This is a genomic window from Paenibacillus sp. Y916 (assembly GCF_056786435.1).
The window spans coordinates 465,101-482,195 of sequence record NZ_JBXCJA010000001.1 but is presented as its reverse complement, the minus strand read 5'-3'; the positions used below and the strand labels follow the sequence as shown (position 1 = coordinate 482,195).

Annotated in this window: 17 protein-coding genes; 2 read left to right on the top strand and 15 right to left on the bottom strand. The window is 41.0% G+C overall.

Annotated features, from left to right (window positions below; genetic code table 11):
- Positions 1 to 668: 668 nt before the first annotated feature.
- The 7 genes from AC1TO9_RS02195 to AC1TO9_RS02165 form a co-directional block, all read right to left on the bottom strand.
- Positions 669 to 1,628, bottom strand: a complete 960-nt coding sequence (locus AC1TO9_RS02195; protein ID WP_482054847.1) for a hypothetical protein — start codon at positions 1,626 to 1,628, stop codon at positions 669 to 671.
- Positions 1,589 to 2,197 (bottom strand): RNA polymerase sigma factor, encoded by a 609-nt coding sequence (locus AC1TO9_RS02190; RefSeq protein WP_482058237.1) that lies wholly within the window; start codon positions 2,195 to 2,197, stop codon positions 1,589 to 1,591. The genes AC1TO9_RS02195 and AC1TO9_RS02190 overlap by 40 nt, the downstream gene beginning before the upstream one ends.
- Before the next feature lie 150 nt (positions 2,198 to 2,347).
- A complete protein-coding gene (locus tag AC1TO9_RS02185) occupies positions 2,348 to 3,601 on the bottom strand; it encodes an aspartate kinase (RefSeq protein ID WP_482054845.1) in 1,254 nt (417 codons plus the stop codon).
- A gap of 75 nt (positions 3,602 to 3,676) precedes the next feature.
- Positions 3,677 to 4,234, bottom strand: coding sequence for an elongation factor P (gene efp / locus AC1TO9_RS02180; RefSeq protein WP_482054844.1), 558 nt, complete (start codon positions 4,232 to 4,234; stop codon positions 3,677 to 3,679).
- Positions 4,235 to 4,336: 102 nt separating this feature from the next.
- A complete protein-coding gene (locus AC1TO9_RS02175) occupies positions 4,337 to 5,416 on the bottom strand; it encodes a M24 family metallopeptidase (protein ID WP_482058236.1) in 1,080 nt (359 codons plus the stop codon).
- 38 nt (positions 5,417 to 5,454) lie between these two features.
- The gene (gene aroQ / locus AC1TO9_RS02170) at positions 5,455 to 5,901 is read right to left on the bottom strand and encodes a type II 3-dehydroquinate dehydratase (RefSeq protein ID WP_482054842.1); all 447 of its coding nucleotides are present in this window, start codon (positions 5,899 to 5,901) and stop codon (positions 5,455 to 5,457) included.
- Between the two features lie 380 nt (positions 5,902 to 6,281).
- On the bottom strand, positions 6,282 to 6,776 hold the full coding sequence (locus AC1TO9_RS02165) for a YqhR family membrane protein (RefSeq protein ID WP_482054841.1): 495 nt from the start codon (positions 6,774 to 6,776) through the stop codon (positions 6,282 to 6,284).
- 223 nt (positions 6,777 to 6,999) lie between these two features.
- Between AC1TO9_RS02165 and AC1TO9_RS02160 the strand changes: the two genes are divergently transcribed.
- Together AC1TO9_RS02160 and AC1TO9_RS02155 are read left to right on the top strand one after the other, a co-directional pair.
- On the top strand, positions 7,000 to 7,992 hold the full coding sequence (locus AC1TO9_RS02160; RefSeq protein ID WP_482055248.1) for a DUF1385 domain-containing protein: 993 nt from the start codon (positions 7,000 to 7,002) through the stop codon (positions 7,990 to 7,992).
- A 7-nt stretch (positions 7,993 to 7,999) separates the two neighbouring features.
- Complete coding sequence (locus tag AC1TO9_RS02155) at positions 8,000 to 8,332, top strand: hypothetical protein (RefSeq protein WP_482054840.1); 333 nt, start codon at positions 8,000 to 8,002, stop codon at positions 8,330 to 8,332.
- A 118-nt stretch (positions 8,333 to 8,450) separates the two neighbouring features.
- Here AC1TO9_RS02155 and AC1TO9_RS02150 read toward each other — a convergent pair whose 3' ends face one another.
- The 8 genes from AC1TO9_RS02150 to yidD all read right to left on the bottom strand — a co-directional run bounded on the left by AC1TO9_RS02150 (position 8,451) and on the right by yidD (position 16,889).
- Positions 8,451 to 10,031, bottom strand: a complete 1,581-nt coding sequence (locus AC1TO9_RS02150; RefSeq protein ID WP_482058235.1) for a family 10 glycosylhydrolase — start codon at positions 10,029 to 10,031, stop codon at positions 8,451 to 8,453.
- A 110-nt stretch (positions 10,032 to 10,141) separates the two neighbouring features.
- Positions 10,142 to 10,573, bottom strand: a complete 432-nt coding sequence (gene mntR, locus AC1TO9_RS02145; protein ID WP_482055247.1) for a transcriptional regulator MntR — start codon at positions 10,571 to 10,573, stop codon at positions 10,142 to 10,144.
- Between the two features lie 191 nt (positions 10,574 to 10,764).
- On the bottom strand, positions 10,765 to 11,478 hold the full coding sequence (locus tag AC1TO9_RS02140; RefSeq protein WP_482054838.1) for a cytochrome c biogenesis CcdA family protein: 714 nt from the start codon (positions 11,476 to 11,478) through the stop codon (positions 10,765 to 10,767).
- Positions 11,479 to 11,489: 11 nt separating this feature from the next.
- On the bottom strand, positions 11,490 to 12,284 hold the full coding sequence (locus AC1TO9_RS02135; protein WP_482055246.1) for a metal ABC transporter permease: 795 nt from the start codon (positions 12,282 to 12,284) through the stop codon (positions 11,490 to 11,492).
- A gap of 42 nt (positions 12,285 to 12,326) precedes the next feature.
- Entirely contained in the window at positions 12,327 to 13,082 is a 756-nt protein-coding gene (locus AC1TO9_RS02130; RefSeq protein ID WP_482054837.1) for a metal ABC transporter ATP-binding protein, read from the bottom strand.
- 34 nt (positions 13,083 to 13,116) lie between these two features.
- Positions 13,117 to 14,097 (bottom strand): metal ABC transporter solute-binding protein, Zn/Mn family, encoded by a 981-nt coding sequence (locus AC1TO9_RS02125; protein ID WP_482058234.1) that lies wholly within the window; start codon positions 14,095 to 14,097, stop codon positions 13,117 to 13,119.
- 178 nt (positions 14,098 to 14,275) lie between these two features.
- Positions 14,276 to 16,246 (bottom strand): methionine--tRNA ligase, encoded by a 1,971-nt coding sequence (gene metG, locus AC1TO9_RS02120; protein ID WP_482058233.1) that lies wholly within the window; start codon positions 16,244 to 16,246, stop codon positions 14,276 to 14,278.
- Positions 16,247 to 16,637: 391 nt separating this feature from the next.
- Positions 16,638 to 16,889: a membrane protein insertion efficiency factor YidD gene (gene yidD, locus AC1TO9_RS02115; protein ID WP_482054834.1), complete on the bottom strand. Its 252-nt coding sequence runs from the start codon at positions 16,887 to 16,889 to the stop codon at positions 16,638 to 16,640.
- Positions 16,890 to 17,095 lie beyond the last annotated feature (206 nt).

Below are 17,095 nucleotides of genomic sequence, written 5' to 3'. Positions count from 1 at the left end.
ATCTTCGAAGCCGAGTAAGCTTCTTGATATACTTCGTGATCAAAAGTCGAATTTTTGAATAACCTCTTAGAAGGAAACGCAAAAATAGACGCCCTGCGGCGTCCTTAGTGGGGGAGTTGATGTAGTAGTTTAAGAAGGTCATGTACTCTGGAGAACGAGCTATCTAAGGATGCTGTAAAAGCTACTAGCGTGAGTGGAAAGGGACTGGCTATGGGCTTCATCCGCTCTTAAAGTCATGTTCCTTGAATTATTCTCAATGGATGTAACACAACTTCAAAGGCGGAACGTAAACTTTCGCTCCATATCCATTCCCTTCTCTTGTTCTACTTTCTAGAGTTCTGCTAATTTAAGTGTAGTTTAGACTCTTATTCGCCGGCGGTAAATTTTCTAACCTTTCTAACGGAAACCACAGACCTTATTCTACGAAAAAACATCAACATGACATTCTAACGGAAATACAGACCTCTATATGCACATTAACAGCTCAAATTCGAAGAAAAAGACCAAATAAGGTCACTCACTTCCGCTAGAATTCCAAAAGTGACGATTTAGGTAAATTAGAGGCTGCTATTTCCGTTAGAAAATGTACGTGGTTACTCTCCATGATGCCACTACACGCGGTGTCTCCATAGAAACTTCTACAACATAAAAATTCGCACTAGCTAACTCTACGTCATAAGTTCCCTGGCTAACTGTATTAATTGTTCCTTGCTTAATCTGTTATCTCCGTAAGTAGTCACCGTATAATATGCATCCTCTTCTTCGTTGTACCAGTTCAAATAGTGGTAACTTACGTGCTCTTTATTCACATGGTTATACACTACTTCTTGGCCTGCCACTATCATTTTATCCGCCTTATTCTCCGATTCCTGCTCCACAATCATTTTTCTACCATGCATCATCGTGGCTGAAATCCCTATATAACCTTCGCCATACGAATATACTCCACTTATTGATCCCGACTCCGACCACGGTATAGCTTTCATGTACAGATTCCCACTACCATTAGCTTTGTTAGTCTGAGCCATAAGATCATATAGCGTTTCCTTGTAAAGAATACTATTCTTCTCTAGTTCAGTAGTCGGAAATGTGGGGCTAACGGTGCCGTAGACAAAAGAATACTTGACAGGTGCTTCAGGAAGTACTGGCGCCTTCGTCCGCTCTATCTCTCTTAAAAAATCGGAATAAGCAGTGATCCGCCTCTCTTTATACTTAAATTGTAATTCTGACGATAGATCACTTGAACCCACATTATCCTTTACATAATAAGCGATCAGTTCTCCCGGCTTGGCAAACGCTTCTGCCTGCTGCTCATATTTATTATAAGTGGCTACCGGGATCTCCGTCCTTGGAATATGCTGCACCTTGACCGTTCCTGCTCCATTACGGATTTGAATATATTCTGAAGCCGCATAGGCCGTCACAGAGATCAGCAGAAGTAGCGTCAACATGCCTGCTGCCGCCATCGTTCTACTCATAAGCCTTTGTCGAAGTGGACGACGGCTGGCTACTGACGGCATTATTCGCCCCATCACCCGTTCAACTACGTCTATCTTAGGCAATTGTTCTTTATCGGCTGAAGCAAGTATTATATCTTCGTATTCATTGCTGTCTGTGGCTCGTTCCAAACGATCTCCTCCTCCGATTTCATAGCTTCTTGCACCTTCAACTTAATCCTACTCATTCTCTTACTCAGGGCATTGGGACTACTGCCCAGTATTTCTCCCATCTCCGCAAATGTTGTCTCCTCAAACACCCGCAGAATCAGTATGTTCCGCTCCTCCAGCGATAACTGCGACAATGCTGCAGCCAATGAAGGCTTGTACAATCTGTCATCCAGCTCTTGCTCTAAACTAGCAGATGCTATCTCCCATCGTGAAATACTCAGAACACGCTTATGCAGACGACGCCTTCGCAATAAATTCATGCAATGATTGTAAGCGATACGATAGAGCCATGAAGAGAATTGTACCATTGGTTTGTACCGGCGTATCGACTGATAGGCCTTAACCAAAATATCCTGTACTGCGTCCTCCGCATCCTGTCTGTTTTCTAACAAACGGTAGCAATAGCGGTAAATAGGCTGTTGAAATTGTTTGACGATCAAGGCATACTGCTCGGTATCTCCCTTTTGAATACTAACAATTAACGTTTCCAGCTCCTTTGAATCTAGCGAATCCTGTAGCGATGCCAACACCTCCTCAACCTTTATATTCTTTATAACACCTAACTAACGTAAAAAGTGCCCTGATAACTCATTTCGAACACATACTTTATAGTTATAAAAAGGACCTAACGGAAAACTCTCCGTCAGGCCCTACATATTACTTCCTTATTGCGTGTATGATTAACGACGGTCCTCAGGACCTCCAATAAATACTTGACTATCATTATCTAAATTATAAGCGGTATGAAGAGCTTTAATCACTTCATTTAAGTTATTCCCGTCAATAACACATGAGGTTTTGATCTCAGATGTGCTAACCATCTTGATACTTACGCCTTGTTTAGAAATAACATCGAACATCTGAGCAGCGACTCCAGGGTGGCTGATCATTCCTGCACCCACAATAGATACTTTAACTAATTGGTCTTCAGACGTAACTTCTCGATATGGAAGATCGGCTTTGAGACTTTCTATGACAGACAATGCATTGTCACACTCAGACAGCGAAACTGTAAATGAGAAGTCTGCCTCGCCATCCTGAACGCCACTCTGTACGATAATATCAACGTTAATACCTGCTCGTGCCAATGCACCGAATACTTCCGCAAGTACTCCTGGAGTATCGGACACACCCAAAATACTAATACGAGCCACATTCTTATCATAGGCAATGCCACTTACTACGACCCCTTGTTCCATGCTTGCTTCCTCCTTAACAACGGTACCTTCATTATTATTAAAACTGGACCGCACCACGAGGGTGACTTTATTATGCTTCGCATACTCCACTGCACGAGGGTGTAATACAGCTGCACCTAAACTAGCAAGTTCCAACATTTCATCATAAGATATTTCTTTAAGTTTGGTAGCACATTTCACAATACGCGGGTCAGTAGAGTAAATGCCATCCACATCGGTGTAAATCTCACATACATCTGCATTAATCGCAGCTGCCAATGACACTGCCGTTGTATCAGAACCACCACGTCCGAATGTCGTAATCTCTCCATCTTCCGTCATTCCTTGGAATCCGGCAACTACAACAATTTTCCCCTGTTCCAGTGCGGCTTGAACACGTTCTGGCTTAATGTCTATAATTGTTGCTTTACCATGTACTGACTCCGTACGGAATCCAGCTTGCCACCCTGTAAAAGAAACAGCCTCACGACCTAGATGATGAATAGCCATCGATAACATCGCCATCGATATTTGCTCACCCGTTGTCATTAACATATCCATTTCCCGTGCTGGTGGCTCCGGATTCAATAATTTGGCTTGGTCAATTAACTCATCTGTCGTATCTCCCATAGCTGAGACTACGACGACACATTGATGACCTTCATCTTGCTTCTCAACGATGCGTCTTGCTACACGCTGCATCCGTTCCGTATTTCCAACGGAACTACCTCCGAATTTCATGACGTACAGTGACAACTTCGATTCACTCCCCACTCATAATAAACACGATCACTCTATTGCGATTCTCTATTACCCAATTCCTAGCACCTATTAGGCACGAGAAATATATTTACCATCGCGTGTATCGATTAATAACACATCATCCTCGTTAATGAAAAGAGGAACGTGAACCGTATGACCTGTTTCTAATTTAGCATTCTTAGTAGCCCCTTGAGCTGTGTTACCTTTAACTCCTGGCTCTGTTTCTGTTACTTTAAGCTCAACACTGTGCGGTAAGTTAATACCTAGAATTTCTCCTTGGTAACTAACGATATTTACAACCATATTTTCTCTGATGAAATTGAGTTCCCATTTAAGTTGATCACTAGTTAATGTAAATTGATCATACGTCTCATTGTCCATGAAAGCATGTTCTTGTCCACTAGCATATAAATACTGTACAGGACGGTTCTCAATAACTGCACGTCCAATCGTCTCACCTGCGCGGAAAGTACGCTCAACAGTGTTACCATTACGTAAGTTTTTCAATTTTGAACGAACGAATGCCGCACCTTTACCTGGTTTAACATGTTGAAATTCGATTACCGTATAAATATCCCCTTCAACTTCCACCGTTAGTCCTGTTTTAAAATCGTTTACTGATATCATAAAATAATAACCTCCTAAAATTTTTTTAAAGCGTTACTTCCTGAATATACTTCGTAAAAAACTAGCATCGAAAGCATAAACTCAAGTTTTTCGTGAAATATATTAACTACTCAACACAGTGTAATCTTTACTACAATGCGTCAATATAACAATACCCGTCTCTGTAATAAGTATATCGTCCTCAATACGAACTCCACCGATACCTGGCAAATAAATACCTGGTTCAACCGTAACAACCATTCCCGGTTGTAGAATATCATCACTTAGCTTAGATAGTCGAGGAGATTCATGCACTTCCATACCTAACCCATGCCCAGTACTATGACCGAACTGATCCCCATATCCATGTTTCTTTATGATATCACGGGCAAGTGCATCTGCTTCACGCCCTGTCATTCCTGACTTAATATGTGCCAGTGTATGCAGCTGCGCTTCCAATACAATATCATAGATTTCTTTCAATATGGGTTTCGGTTTCCCCAAGGCAATGGTTCGTGTTAAGTCCGAACAATACCCATCTAGTAATGCACCGAAATCAAAGGTAATGAATTCATCCCCTTGGATCATACGCTCACTTGCAACACCATGAGGTAAAGCGGATCGTTCACCTGATGCAACAATCGTATCGAATGATGATGATGTTGCCCCATGACTACGCATATAGAATTCCATCGCTAGATCAACTTCACGCTCCGTCATACCCGGCTTTACGACACCCAATATATAATTGAATGTTTCATCCGCAAGGTTGGCTGCGCGCTGCATGATCTTCATTTCATCCTCATCCTTAAATATGCGCAGTTGTTCTACTAATCCCTTAACAGGGATAAGCTTGATCGCGGGCTCTAACTGTTCCTTATAGGTGATATACGAGCTGTAAGAAACATCATCCTGTTCGAAGCCAAGTTGATCAATCTTACTGCTAACAAGCAACTCTCTAACAAGATCCATCACTTGAATTCCATGTTCCACAACAGTGAAGCCTTTCGCTTGTTGCGGGGCTTGGGTCATGTAACGGAAATCTGTTAGCAAATACGCATCAGACAGAGTCACTAGAACATAACCTGATGATCCAGTGAATCCCGTTAAATAACGACGGTTAATTGGACTCGTAATGAATACCGCTTCCACATTCTTCTTTTGCATAGCTTCACGTAACTTAAGTACTCTTGAATTTCCCATCATGCTATCTCCCTTTCTACACTTTAAGGAAGGCAATACTACCGTCCCTGATCTTCCAAATGGCGCACCAATGCAATCAATCCAAGTTCATAACTTAATGCACCGAATCCAGCAATCTGTCCGATGGCAACTGGAGCAATGACAGAAGTATGTCGAAAAGACTCCCGAGAGTGAATATTAGACAAGTGTACCTCTACTGTTGGAATGCGTACAGAGCTAATTGCATCACGTAATGCATAGCTATAATGGGTTAATGCCCCAGGGTTAATAATAATCCCATCGGCGTTGTCCATTGCTTCGTGAATCCAATCGATCATAACTCCTTCATGATTTGATTGATAGAAGGAAATATCAACACCTAGATCGCTCGCATGTTTCCGAATATTATCTTCAATAGATTGTAAGTTTTGTGATCCGTAGATTCCCGGCTCCCTTACTCCTAGGAGATTGAGGTTCGGTCCATTGATTACCCATATAGTTGTCAAAATGATATTACCACCTTTTTAGAGGGTGTTCAAAAAGTCATCTTTTGATCACGAAGCTTACCAAAGAAGCTTACTCGACATCGAAGATTGGATTCAGCCGGTCCAAGCATATGCTTTCGAAGTATGTTTCCTTCGGAAACATTTCAGGTGCTCACGTAGGTACTGCAAGCGTATGCTTCCGAAGTCGTTTTCTACGAAAACGTGTAGCTCCGCTCCTCACTCCCTACCTTCATCCAATCTTCTGAGGCGTTTCAAAGAAACGCAGCGTCGTAAGCATAAACTTTAGTGCTGAAAACCTGACTTTTTGAACTCTAACTTTTATCAAATAACCATCTGCTATTTTACCATAGGTGATGCATTCTTGAGAAGTTATTTCGAGTTCAGCCTTCTACTTCCTTCGGTTCCCTTACCCTCTCATCTGTGAATTCCATAGCAATGGTGTATCCAATAAACAATCCCCACAAGAGATATAAGCAGAATTCACTGATTATCGTTGTTGCTGTCAATGCTGACAATGGCTTGACCATATCGAATTTTGGACCCAGCACCACAAAGATCACCAACCACCAAAACACTCCATATAGTATTCCAGGCCAGGGTCCCTTTACCTTTCGAAACAATAACACATAGATCAAGGAGACCGCTATAGAAAAAGCGATAAAGACCAGCAAGCCTACTAAATGACCTGCCCCACTCTTTAAAAATTCATGTTTAAAGAATGGTTCCGCTAAATAAGCTGGAATGACTTTTGTAAATTTGAAAATATAAAATATCCAATGAATCGTGCCCCAGAACAGACCTGCAAAAAAGCCAAGTTCCAAGGCAAAAGCATACTTATTCGTATATGTAGTAATTGTTTGTTGATGTTGATTCATTAATTGATCCTCCTACTCATATGACTATTTAACCAATTTCCTCTCTGCTAGTATGTTCATTTCATGTGCGGGCAAACCACAACTTCGATATCAAAACTAGATATTGATGAGAAAATTCGATACAATAGAGAGAATAAATATGATGGATTGTCAAGACGCTTACGATATGGCTTTACAATTCAATATTCACAAAAAATAAACCAACTTAGGGAAGGTGAAATGGTTGCCTCAAGAGTCTAAATCTGTCAGCTATGGTGGCCAAGCCGTCATTGAAGGCGTTATGTTTGGCGGAAAAAATATCAATGTCACTGCCGTGAGACGAAAGAACAATGAAATAACATTTCTGGAAGTGCCACGCCAAGACAAATCATGGGTGAAAAAGTTACGTAAAATCCCCCTTATTCGCGGCATTGTCGGTATTATAGATTCCAGTGCGAAAGGATCCAAGCATTTGAATTACTCAGCGGACGCCTACGCGGATGATGAGATTGAACCAGAAGAACGGACCAAACAGAAAGAAAAGGAAGAATCAGGATTAAGTTTAACGATGATGATTGGCGTTGCAGCAGTAGGTGTGCTTTCTTTCATCGTAAGTAAGCTAATCTTCACACTCGTACCCGTATTTCTTGAAGATTTCATATTTGGTGGGTTGTTTGATCACTACATCTTGCATAACTTAGTAGAAGGTGTCATCAAATTAGCACTACTACTTGTATATCTTTGGGCCATTACTTTAACACCAGTTGTCAAACGATTATTTCAATATCATGGTGCAGAACACAAGGTCATCTCTACCTACGAGGCAGGAGATGAATTAACTGTAGCGAATGTTCAGAAGCATAGTCGACTTCATTATCGCTGTGGTAGTAGCTTTATGATGCTAACCATCGTGTTGGGTGTTATCATTTATTCAGTTGTTCCGTGGGATAATATGTTGGATCGTGTGTTGCAACGTCTTATTTTATTGCCTGTCGTTATAGCTGTCTCCTTTGAGTTTCTGAAGCTTACGAATGCTATGAGAGAAACTCCGGTCTTACGTTATCTAGGCTATCCAGGGCTTTGGTTACAGTTGTTGACTACGAAGGAACCACTGGACGAACAAGTAGAAGTTTCGATCGCTTCTTTTAACCGAATGAGGGAGTTGGACGCTGAACTTGAGAACTCCAAAGCAAGTTCCTCCATCAGAACAGGAGCATTAGATGCTGTGAAAGGGTGAGAATGAGATGAAGAGTCAATCTATTTCCACATGGACAGTGATCGTATTGGCAGGAATCGGTTTGCTAAGCGACATCTTCTTCAACCAATTCATTCTATTGAAAAATCTTCTTATCCCAGTCATTGTGTTCATTGTTATATTTCTATTATTTAGACATTATCAGCCTAGTCGATTCAAGAGACATCCTAAGGTGAAACCATCTCGTAGAACGATGGACAAAGCTGCTGGAATGAGAAAAGGAACCTCCGGTTCGTCTTCCAAAAAGAATAAAGAATATCCTTTTCAACTCATCGAAGGGCAAAAAGGAAAAGACGATGATCAAATGCCAAAATATCATTAGATAGGTGGAAATGGATCTGTCATCCTTTTTAGGATAGATCCATTCTCCGCATCGAAAAAGGTAACCCCTGAGATCCTTACGGATTCTAGGGGTTACCTTTTTGAAATCTATAGTAATATTACTGTTTATAATATGTTGTAAGTGCAGGAATCAAACCAAGTGGATTATTCAGAATATGTCTTGCACTGAAAAAGATACTTCCGCCCACTTCTGGATCATTAGCATTATATTTCAGTTGGTTAATGATCTCTTGAGCATTCTGCCAGCCAACCTCAGTAGTTCCCAACTTATAAGGTGCATGACCTATATACAACTCCACGCCCGTCCTCTTCACTTCATTTACCCACCAATTCACCAACGTATCATACTGTACATTCTTATTGGATAGACTCCAGTATAGTTGGGGAGCCACGTAATCGATCCAGTCATTTTTAATCCAGGTCCGCACATCTGCGTAGTAATCATCATAAGAAGTAATACTTGCCTTAGTATCTGATCCTGTATGATCAGAGGCCTTATTGCGCCATACTCCGAATGGACTCACTCCGAAGGCTATATGTGGTTTTACTGATTGAATAGATGAATTTAATTGCTCAACAAATTGATTTACATTATCGCGACGCCAGTTAGCTTTTGTAGTTATTTTATTCGAATTATATGTCTTAAACGCGCTATCATCGTTAAAGGTCACTCCCGTTGGATAGAAATAATCATCGAGATGAACACCATCAATATTATAATTTCTAACCACTTCCATAATCACATCGATCACGTGAGCCCGCGCCTCTGGTATACCAGGGTTTATGATGAGCTGATTCTTAGTATTCACGATCCATTCAGGATGTTGGATCGCTACATGATTACTTGCCAATGTCACCGTATTGGTATCCGTATTCGCACGGAATGGATTAAACCATGCATGAAATGCCATCCCTCTCGCATGCGTCTCATCAATCATAAATTGAAGGGGATCATACCCAGGATTATTCCCTTGTTTCCCTGTCAACGTCTTAGACCATGGAACTAATGCCGATGGATAGAGTGCATCCCCCGCTGGACGAATTTGCACGAATACTGAATTTAAACCTGTCGCTTGTAGATTTTCAATTAAATAAATATACTCTTCCTTTTGCTTTTGCATATCCTCATAGGAGGCTACTGATGGCCAATCCAAATTATATACAGTGGATACCCATACGCCCCGAAGCGCAGCATTATTTATAACTTCATCTTCATCCCCGAAATCTGGTAACACCGCTTCACTAATTAACGTCACGGTCTGCTCTGCTTGATTCCAGTTAACTTGTAGCCCAAGTGCCTCTCCCACGAAGCGAAGCGGTACCATAGTACGGCCATTTTTAATCTGCACAGAAGCATCAAGCGGTACGATAGAACCATTTATCAGTGCCGAAGTTTTACCATTCGTAAGTTCAATCACTGCAATATTACTCTCTATCGTTACTGTTTTTGTACTTTGTGACCATGTAACGGTCGCTCCCAAGCCTTCACTAATAACCCGTAGAGGAACCATCGTAATATTTAATTTAGGAAGGATATAAGGCACGGTATCAGTTGTTAGTTGTACACCATCTAATAAAATACTTATACTTTTAGTTGTTTGTGCTTCAGCAGTACGATTTAATCCCGGAAATAAGATAATCATCATGAGTACTAACAAGAACCATTTTCTTAATTTCATCACTCTTTACCTCCACAATAATAATTTACATAAATAATGAGTGTTCAAAAGGTGACTTTTTGAACTACCTTTAATTAAAAAAGCACCTGTCTCTGAGGGCATGACAGATGCTAAGCTTGCGAATCACTAACTAATTCCTTGTGTACGTCACGTAATTGTTGTAATCTCTGTTCGTCCCGACGAAAATATTCTAATAGCATCTCAATCTGTGTAATGGAATCCCAACTTAAATGGTGCTCTATCCCTTCGACATCTGCATATATATTCTCTTCTTGGACACCTAACACCGTCAAGAACTCCTCTAGAAGTTGATGACGATCCACAAGACGTTTGCCGATCTTCTTGCCTTTTGGCGTCAATATAAGACCACGATATTTCTCATAGATAAGATATTCATCTTTGTCCAATTTCTGAATCATCTTAGTAACGGATGAAGGATGAACTTCTAAGCCTTCGGCAATGTCCGAAACACGCGCATAACCTTTCTCGTCAATCAGCTTGTAGATGCGCTCTAAGTAATCCTCCATACTAGGCGTTGGCATCTTCTTCCCTCTTTTCTCTTGAAGGATTATCAAGCCCTCTCGTACTTAGCTTAACAATCCCTCGCTATTAAACATGAACCCTAAATCCGAATACCCGCTTATGTAATGATACATGTTTCACAAGACACTTGGCAAGTCCCATCAGTGTAGAGCAACAACAATAACGACCAGATAACCTCTCATCATCTCACTTAAAACTTCAGCCACTCAGGTGTTATTTGTTGTAGCCAAATCGTAATTCTAAACATTTGGTCTGTAAATAAGAGGATTCCCATCAACAACATCAGTCCGCCCCCAATTTTCATCATCAGGTTAGAGTATTTCAGTATCCATTTGGTTGAACCAATAAAAAACGCAAGAATAAAGAATGGGATCGCAAATCCAACTGTATACGCTGTAATAAGTGGAAACCATGCTCCTGGCTCACTAACAGCCATAGCGATAATAGCAGCAAGAATGGGTCCAATACATGGTGACCAGCCTGCTGAGAAGCCTATTCCGAATATAAAAGAACCAATATAACCCGCAGGCTTAAATTTCAAATCCATCTTACGTTCTTTCATCAAAAACCTCGGTTGGAATATCCCTAATAAGAAAAGTCCCATCAATATAATCAAAATAGCTGACAATTGTCTAATCAAATCTCTATTATCTGAGAAAAACTGTCCAAAAAAACCCGCCCCGAACCCAAGTGTATAGAAAACGGCAGAGAACCCAAGAATGAAGGCCAGTGTATGAGTTAGCGTCCGGAAACGTACTTCTTTCTTATTCTGTTCGGTCTTAAGTTGTTGAACTGACATCCCTGTGATATAAGACAGATATGATGGATAAAGCGGCAAACAACATGGTGAAATAAATGAGGCTAGACCTGCGATAAATGCAAGTGATATGCTGATATCCGACATATTTCCACCTCCTAAATAGATAGTCCCTTCTTACCGATCATCGTCATCACAAGCATAGATATAAGCAATAATACGATAGTCGCACCTGGGGCAAGATTCCAAATCCCAGCCACCACCAGACCAACGACCACAGCTATCTCAGAAATAACGACGGACCATATAACGGACGCTTTGAAACTCCGAGCGATCAATAAACTAATAGCTACAGGAATCGTCAATAGGGCCGATACCAATAGGGCTCCAACGATTTTGATAGCGGTACTGACCACCAGTGCGGTAAGGACCGTAATCAACATATTAAGCAACTTAACTGGTAATCCACTTACGCTAGCTGCATCCTCTTCAAAGCTTAGTAGAAAGAACTCCTTGAAGAATAAAGTCACAACCAACACAACAATTACAGTAACCCCACCAACAACATATAGATCCGTCGTATCCAGTGTATAGATGCTACCGAATAAATAACTCATTACATCTGTATTATAACCCATCCCTAAAGTAAAAAAGAGCGAGGCCAAAGCCACACCACCAGACATAATAATCGCGATGGAAAGTTCTGCGTAGCTTTTATATGCTTTACGTAACCTCTCAATAGCAAAAGATGCTAGGATGGCGAAGACCAAACCTACTCCTAATGGGTACACTTCAATTAGAAATCCTAAGGCTACACCAGCAATGGTCACATGGGCAATCGTATCTCCAATCATGGAGAGTCTGCGCAGCACGAGAAATATTCCAATAAGAGGGGCTGTTAATCCAATCAATATCCCTCCGGCAAGAGCTCTTTGAAAAAAATCACTAAACATTATTTCAAGTGGCAATAATAACGACTCCTTAAACTGATTCCATCAATTAGATAGTGAATGTTCTAAATTATGCTCTTCACAGTTTTGAATATCATGAGAATGTCTAACAAATAAATTAATATTGCCGTTCTTCTGCACAGGTGTGGTTCCTAAGTATCCTTCAATCATATCCAAGTCATGAGACACCATTAAAAAAGTCATATGATGATGCGCATGCATATGGGTTATCAATTCAAAAAAACTTGCTTGTGTCTCCGCATCAATGCCCACTGTAGGCTCATCCAATACGAGTAAATCCGGATGGTTAATGAGCGCACGAGCTAGAAAAACACGTTGCTGCTGCCCACCTGATAGCTCCCCTACACGTTTGCCCGCAATATCCTGAATACGCATCACTTCTAATGCATCATCGCACTGTTGGTGCATAGAACGACTAACACGTCGAAAGAGAGATTTATTATTGTACATCCCTGAAAGCACTACTTCGCGAACCGTCGCAGGAAATAATGGATTGAAGTTATTCTTCTGCGGAACGTATCCTATACGCTCCCAATCCTTAAAGGAATGAATCGGTGTACCGAATAAGTTAATATTCCCTTTATCCATAGGTAAAAGACCCACGATCAATTTCATTAAAGTTGTTTTCCCAGCTCCATTCGAGCCAATAATACCAACGAAATCTCGCTCTCTCACAGAGAAATTCACATCAGATAATACCTTTTGATTTCTATATGAGAAAGATACGTTTTCAATTTCAATAATATGCTGATGACAATCCTGGGCCGCCAGTGACTTCATAAGTACTCCGCCCTTCTAAAATAAGTTCTAACCTTTATTTTAAGGCTATAATTAAATTTTGCAAATTTTTCTCCATTAGCGTAAAGTAATCTTCTTTATTCTTTTCCTGCTCTTTCGTTAAACCCTCTACTGGATTGAGCACCATCGTCTCTACCTTTGCTTCACCAGCTAAGGTCTTCGCAATTCGATCAGATACCAGTTCCTCGAAAAAGATATATCGGATACCCTTTTCTTTCACCAAATTAGCTAAATTCATAATATCTTGCGCACGAGGTTCTGCATCAGGAGAAAGTCCCATAATCGCATATTGCGTTAATCCATAATCACGCGTCAAGTACCCGAAAGCTTGATGGGAAACAACAATTTCCTTCTTCGCTAGTTTCGCTAATTCTGATTCGAATTTATGATCTAATTCTAGCAATTGATCCTTCAATCCTTGATACCTTTGTTCGTATTGAGTTTGATTACTTGGATCAGCTTCGATGAAGCTATTCCTGATATTCTCAGCCATGATGAGTGCAGACTTTGGACTCACCCACGTATGTGGGTCGATATGATGCTGTGCTACCCCTTCTGCATCCTCTGCTTCGTCATGGTCGCCATGGTCATGCCCATCATCCTCTGCTGCGCCATGGTCATGCCCATCGTCCTCAGAGGATTCTATAAGCTTTATACCTTTGCTCACTTCCACCGACTTTACTTTACTATCTTTATTAAGTCCTTTTAGAAAGTCGGGAACCCATCCTTCTAATCCAGCACCATTATACATAAACAATTGAGCTTTCGACGTATTAATAATTTCTTGACTTCTCGGTGTCCAATCATGAGGTTCCACACCAAATGGAATTAAATTAACGACGTGAGCATCCTCTCCACCAATAGCTTGAGCAAATACATAGATTGGATAAAATGTAGTCACGACATTCACTTTACCTTCTTCCATAGTCCCGTTGGAGCTACTCCCACATCCAGTTACCATCATCGTAAGAATTAAACCTACAATGAATGTGATCATCCTAATACTATTCTTCTTCAAGTTAAGTTTCAGCTCCGCTTTTATTAATCGTAATCATTACTGTCTGATTATAAAGGTAGTAAGATTCAATTGTCAACAGAAGAAACATGACATAAAACGGTATCCCCACGAGAGGATACCGTTCACTTATGACATAAACACTAAACATCTAACCTATTTATTTCACAATGGCTCCATTTGGCATTTCATCTGGAACGGTTGCTAAGGTCAACTGATCTCCATGCGATGCCGCTAGAATCATACCTTGCGACAATTCTCCTCGTAATTTGACAGGCTTCAAATTAATAACACAAATCACTTTGCGACCTACTAATTGTTCAGGAGTGTAGAATTTAGCTATACCAGATACGACCTGACGTTGCTCAAATCCAAGATCGAGTTGAAGTTTCAATAGTTTATCAGCCTTTTTCACCGGTTCTGCCGCAATCACTTGGGCAACACGAAGCTCAACTTTGGCAAAGTCCTCTATCCCGATTTCTTCACTATGCTCGATCGGTGCTTCATCCGTTACTCGCTCAGCCACAGCTGCTTCTGCCGCCTTCACTCCTCCAGACATCGCCTCTGCAATATAGGCAACTTCTTGCTCTACATCTAAACGTGGGAATATTGGATCTCCTTTGACTAACTTCGTTCCACTTGGGAATAATCCGAAGATTTTACCACTATCCCAAGTCGTTAGTTCTCCTTGCTGTAATCCAAGTTGCTCCCATATTTTATGCGGCGCTTGGGTTAAGAAGGGCTGTAACAAAATGGATGCAATCCGTAAACTTTCGACAAGATGTGTCATCACCGATGCTAATTCATTTAATTTAGAATCATCTTTGGCAAGAACCCATGGCTGCGTTTCATCAATATATTTGTTACTCCGACTTACAAATTGTCCAATGACAGTTAATGCAACGGAGAACTCCATGTTTTCCATAGACTCTTCCACTTTATCATAAGTTTCCTTTGCAGCTTCTTCCACCGCTTGATCGAATGGTGTCACGCCTGCTTGATATGTCGGTACAATCCCATCAAAGTATTTATCTACCATAGCGACCGTACGATTTAGGAGGTTCCCCAAATCATTTGCCAGGTCCGAATTGACTCGTTCCACGAAGCTCTCAGGTGTGAATGTTCCGTCTGAACCGAAAGGCACTTCACGCAATAAATAGTAACGTAGAGGATCCAATCCATATCGACTGATCAACGTCACAGGGTCTACAACGTTTCCTTTCGATTTGGACATTTTACCATCTTTCATCAATAACCAGCCGTGAGCGAACACCTGCTTAGGTAACGGTAGATCCAATGCCATTAGAATAATTGGCCAATAAATCGTATGGAAACGAACAATTTCTTTACTCATAAGGTGTACATTTGCCGGCCAATACTTGTCAAACAACTCTGTATTATCTGAGCCATATCCTAGGGCAGTGATGTAGTTAAGTAAGGCATCAATCCAGACATAGATAACATGTTTAGGATCACTTTTAACTTTGATCCCCCAGTCGTAAGTCGTACGTGATACAGCTAAATCTTCAAGACCAGGCTTGATAAAGTTATTAATCATCTCATTCTTACGTGATACAGGCTGAATAAAATCAGGATGGTCCTCATAATGCTTCAATAGCCGATCAACGTATTTACTCATCTTGAAGAAATAGCTCTCTTCCTTCACACGTTCCACAGCTCTACCGCAGTCAGGACAATTCCCATTGACAAGCTGACGTTCTAGGAAAAAGGATTCATCTGGCGTACAATACCACCCTTCATACTCCCCCTTATAAATATCACCTTGTTGCAGTAGACGTTCAAATACATCCTGTACGATCTTCTTATGCCGTTCTTCTGTCGTACGAATGAAATCATCATTTGAAATATCTAGCGTTCCCCATAATTCCTTAATTCCAGCTACGATATCATCTACGAATTGTTGAGGTGTTTTGCCTGCTTCTGCCGCTTTACGCTCGATCTTCTGCCCGTGCTCGTCTGTACCAGTCAAATAACGAACATCATAGCCACGAAGCTTCTTATAGCGAACCAATGCATCCCCCGCTACAGTAGTATATGCGTGCCCAATATGTAGCTTATCGCTCGGATAATAAATAGGAGTCGTTAAATAAAATGTTTGCTTCTCAGTCATTTACGATCATTCCCTTCAGATTAGTCGTTCATGGATCTTGATTCGTAGAACCTAAAATCACCAAAAAACTCCCATCCCTATATGGGACGAGAGTTATCTCACGTGTTACCACCCAAATTCCCTATACCTTTACAGGTAGTAGGCTTCATCAGTCCCGTTATATAGAAACGAGAACTGTCCATTAACGCTGGAACACGTCATCCCCTTACGTAACATATCCTCAGATACCTTACTGCTCGAAGATAATTCCTCCCGGACCATATTCTGAGATTCACTTATACTGGTTTGCAGCTTATTCCCCAGCTCTCTGTGTTAAGTGTACTTCTCATACTTATCCGTTCCTCAGAAATCAACATATATTGTCTAATATACTTAAGTGCATCGTTATTTGTCAAGTTGTCCCTTCCCCAGCCTTATCTTTCCGCTGGGGTACTAGGTCAACGCCACCAGGATGAAAAGGATGACATCTTGCTATCCTCTTCATCGCAAGCCAAGTTCCCTTAGCCGCACCATGTACCTCTATAGCTTCAAGAGCGTATGCAGAACATGTTGGATAGAACCGACATGTCGCTGGTTTCAAAGGTGAGATCACTTTACGATAAACGACTATAGGTCCCTTCATCACTTTACGAGCAAGAGTCATTGATATCAATCTCCATTCATACCCGCAGAAGCCACCTTACCATCCTCTTCCATCAACTGCTGGCAATCCTTACAATATACTACTTCTAATAATGCTACATTATGATGTCAGCGTCAATTCTGTAGCAAATAACAACCAGATTGATTCCGCTATAGCCATTAGAATCGCCTCTTGATTCTCAAGAGATTTTTTTGAGATCAATGGCT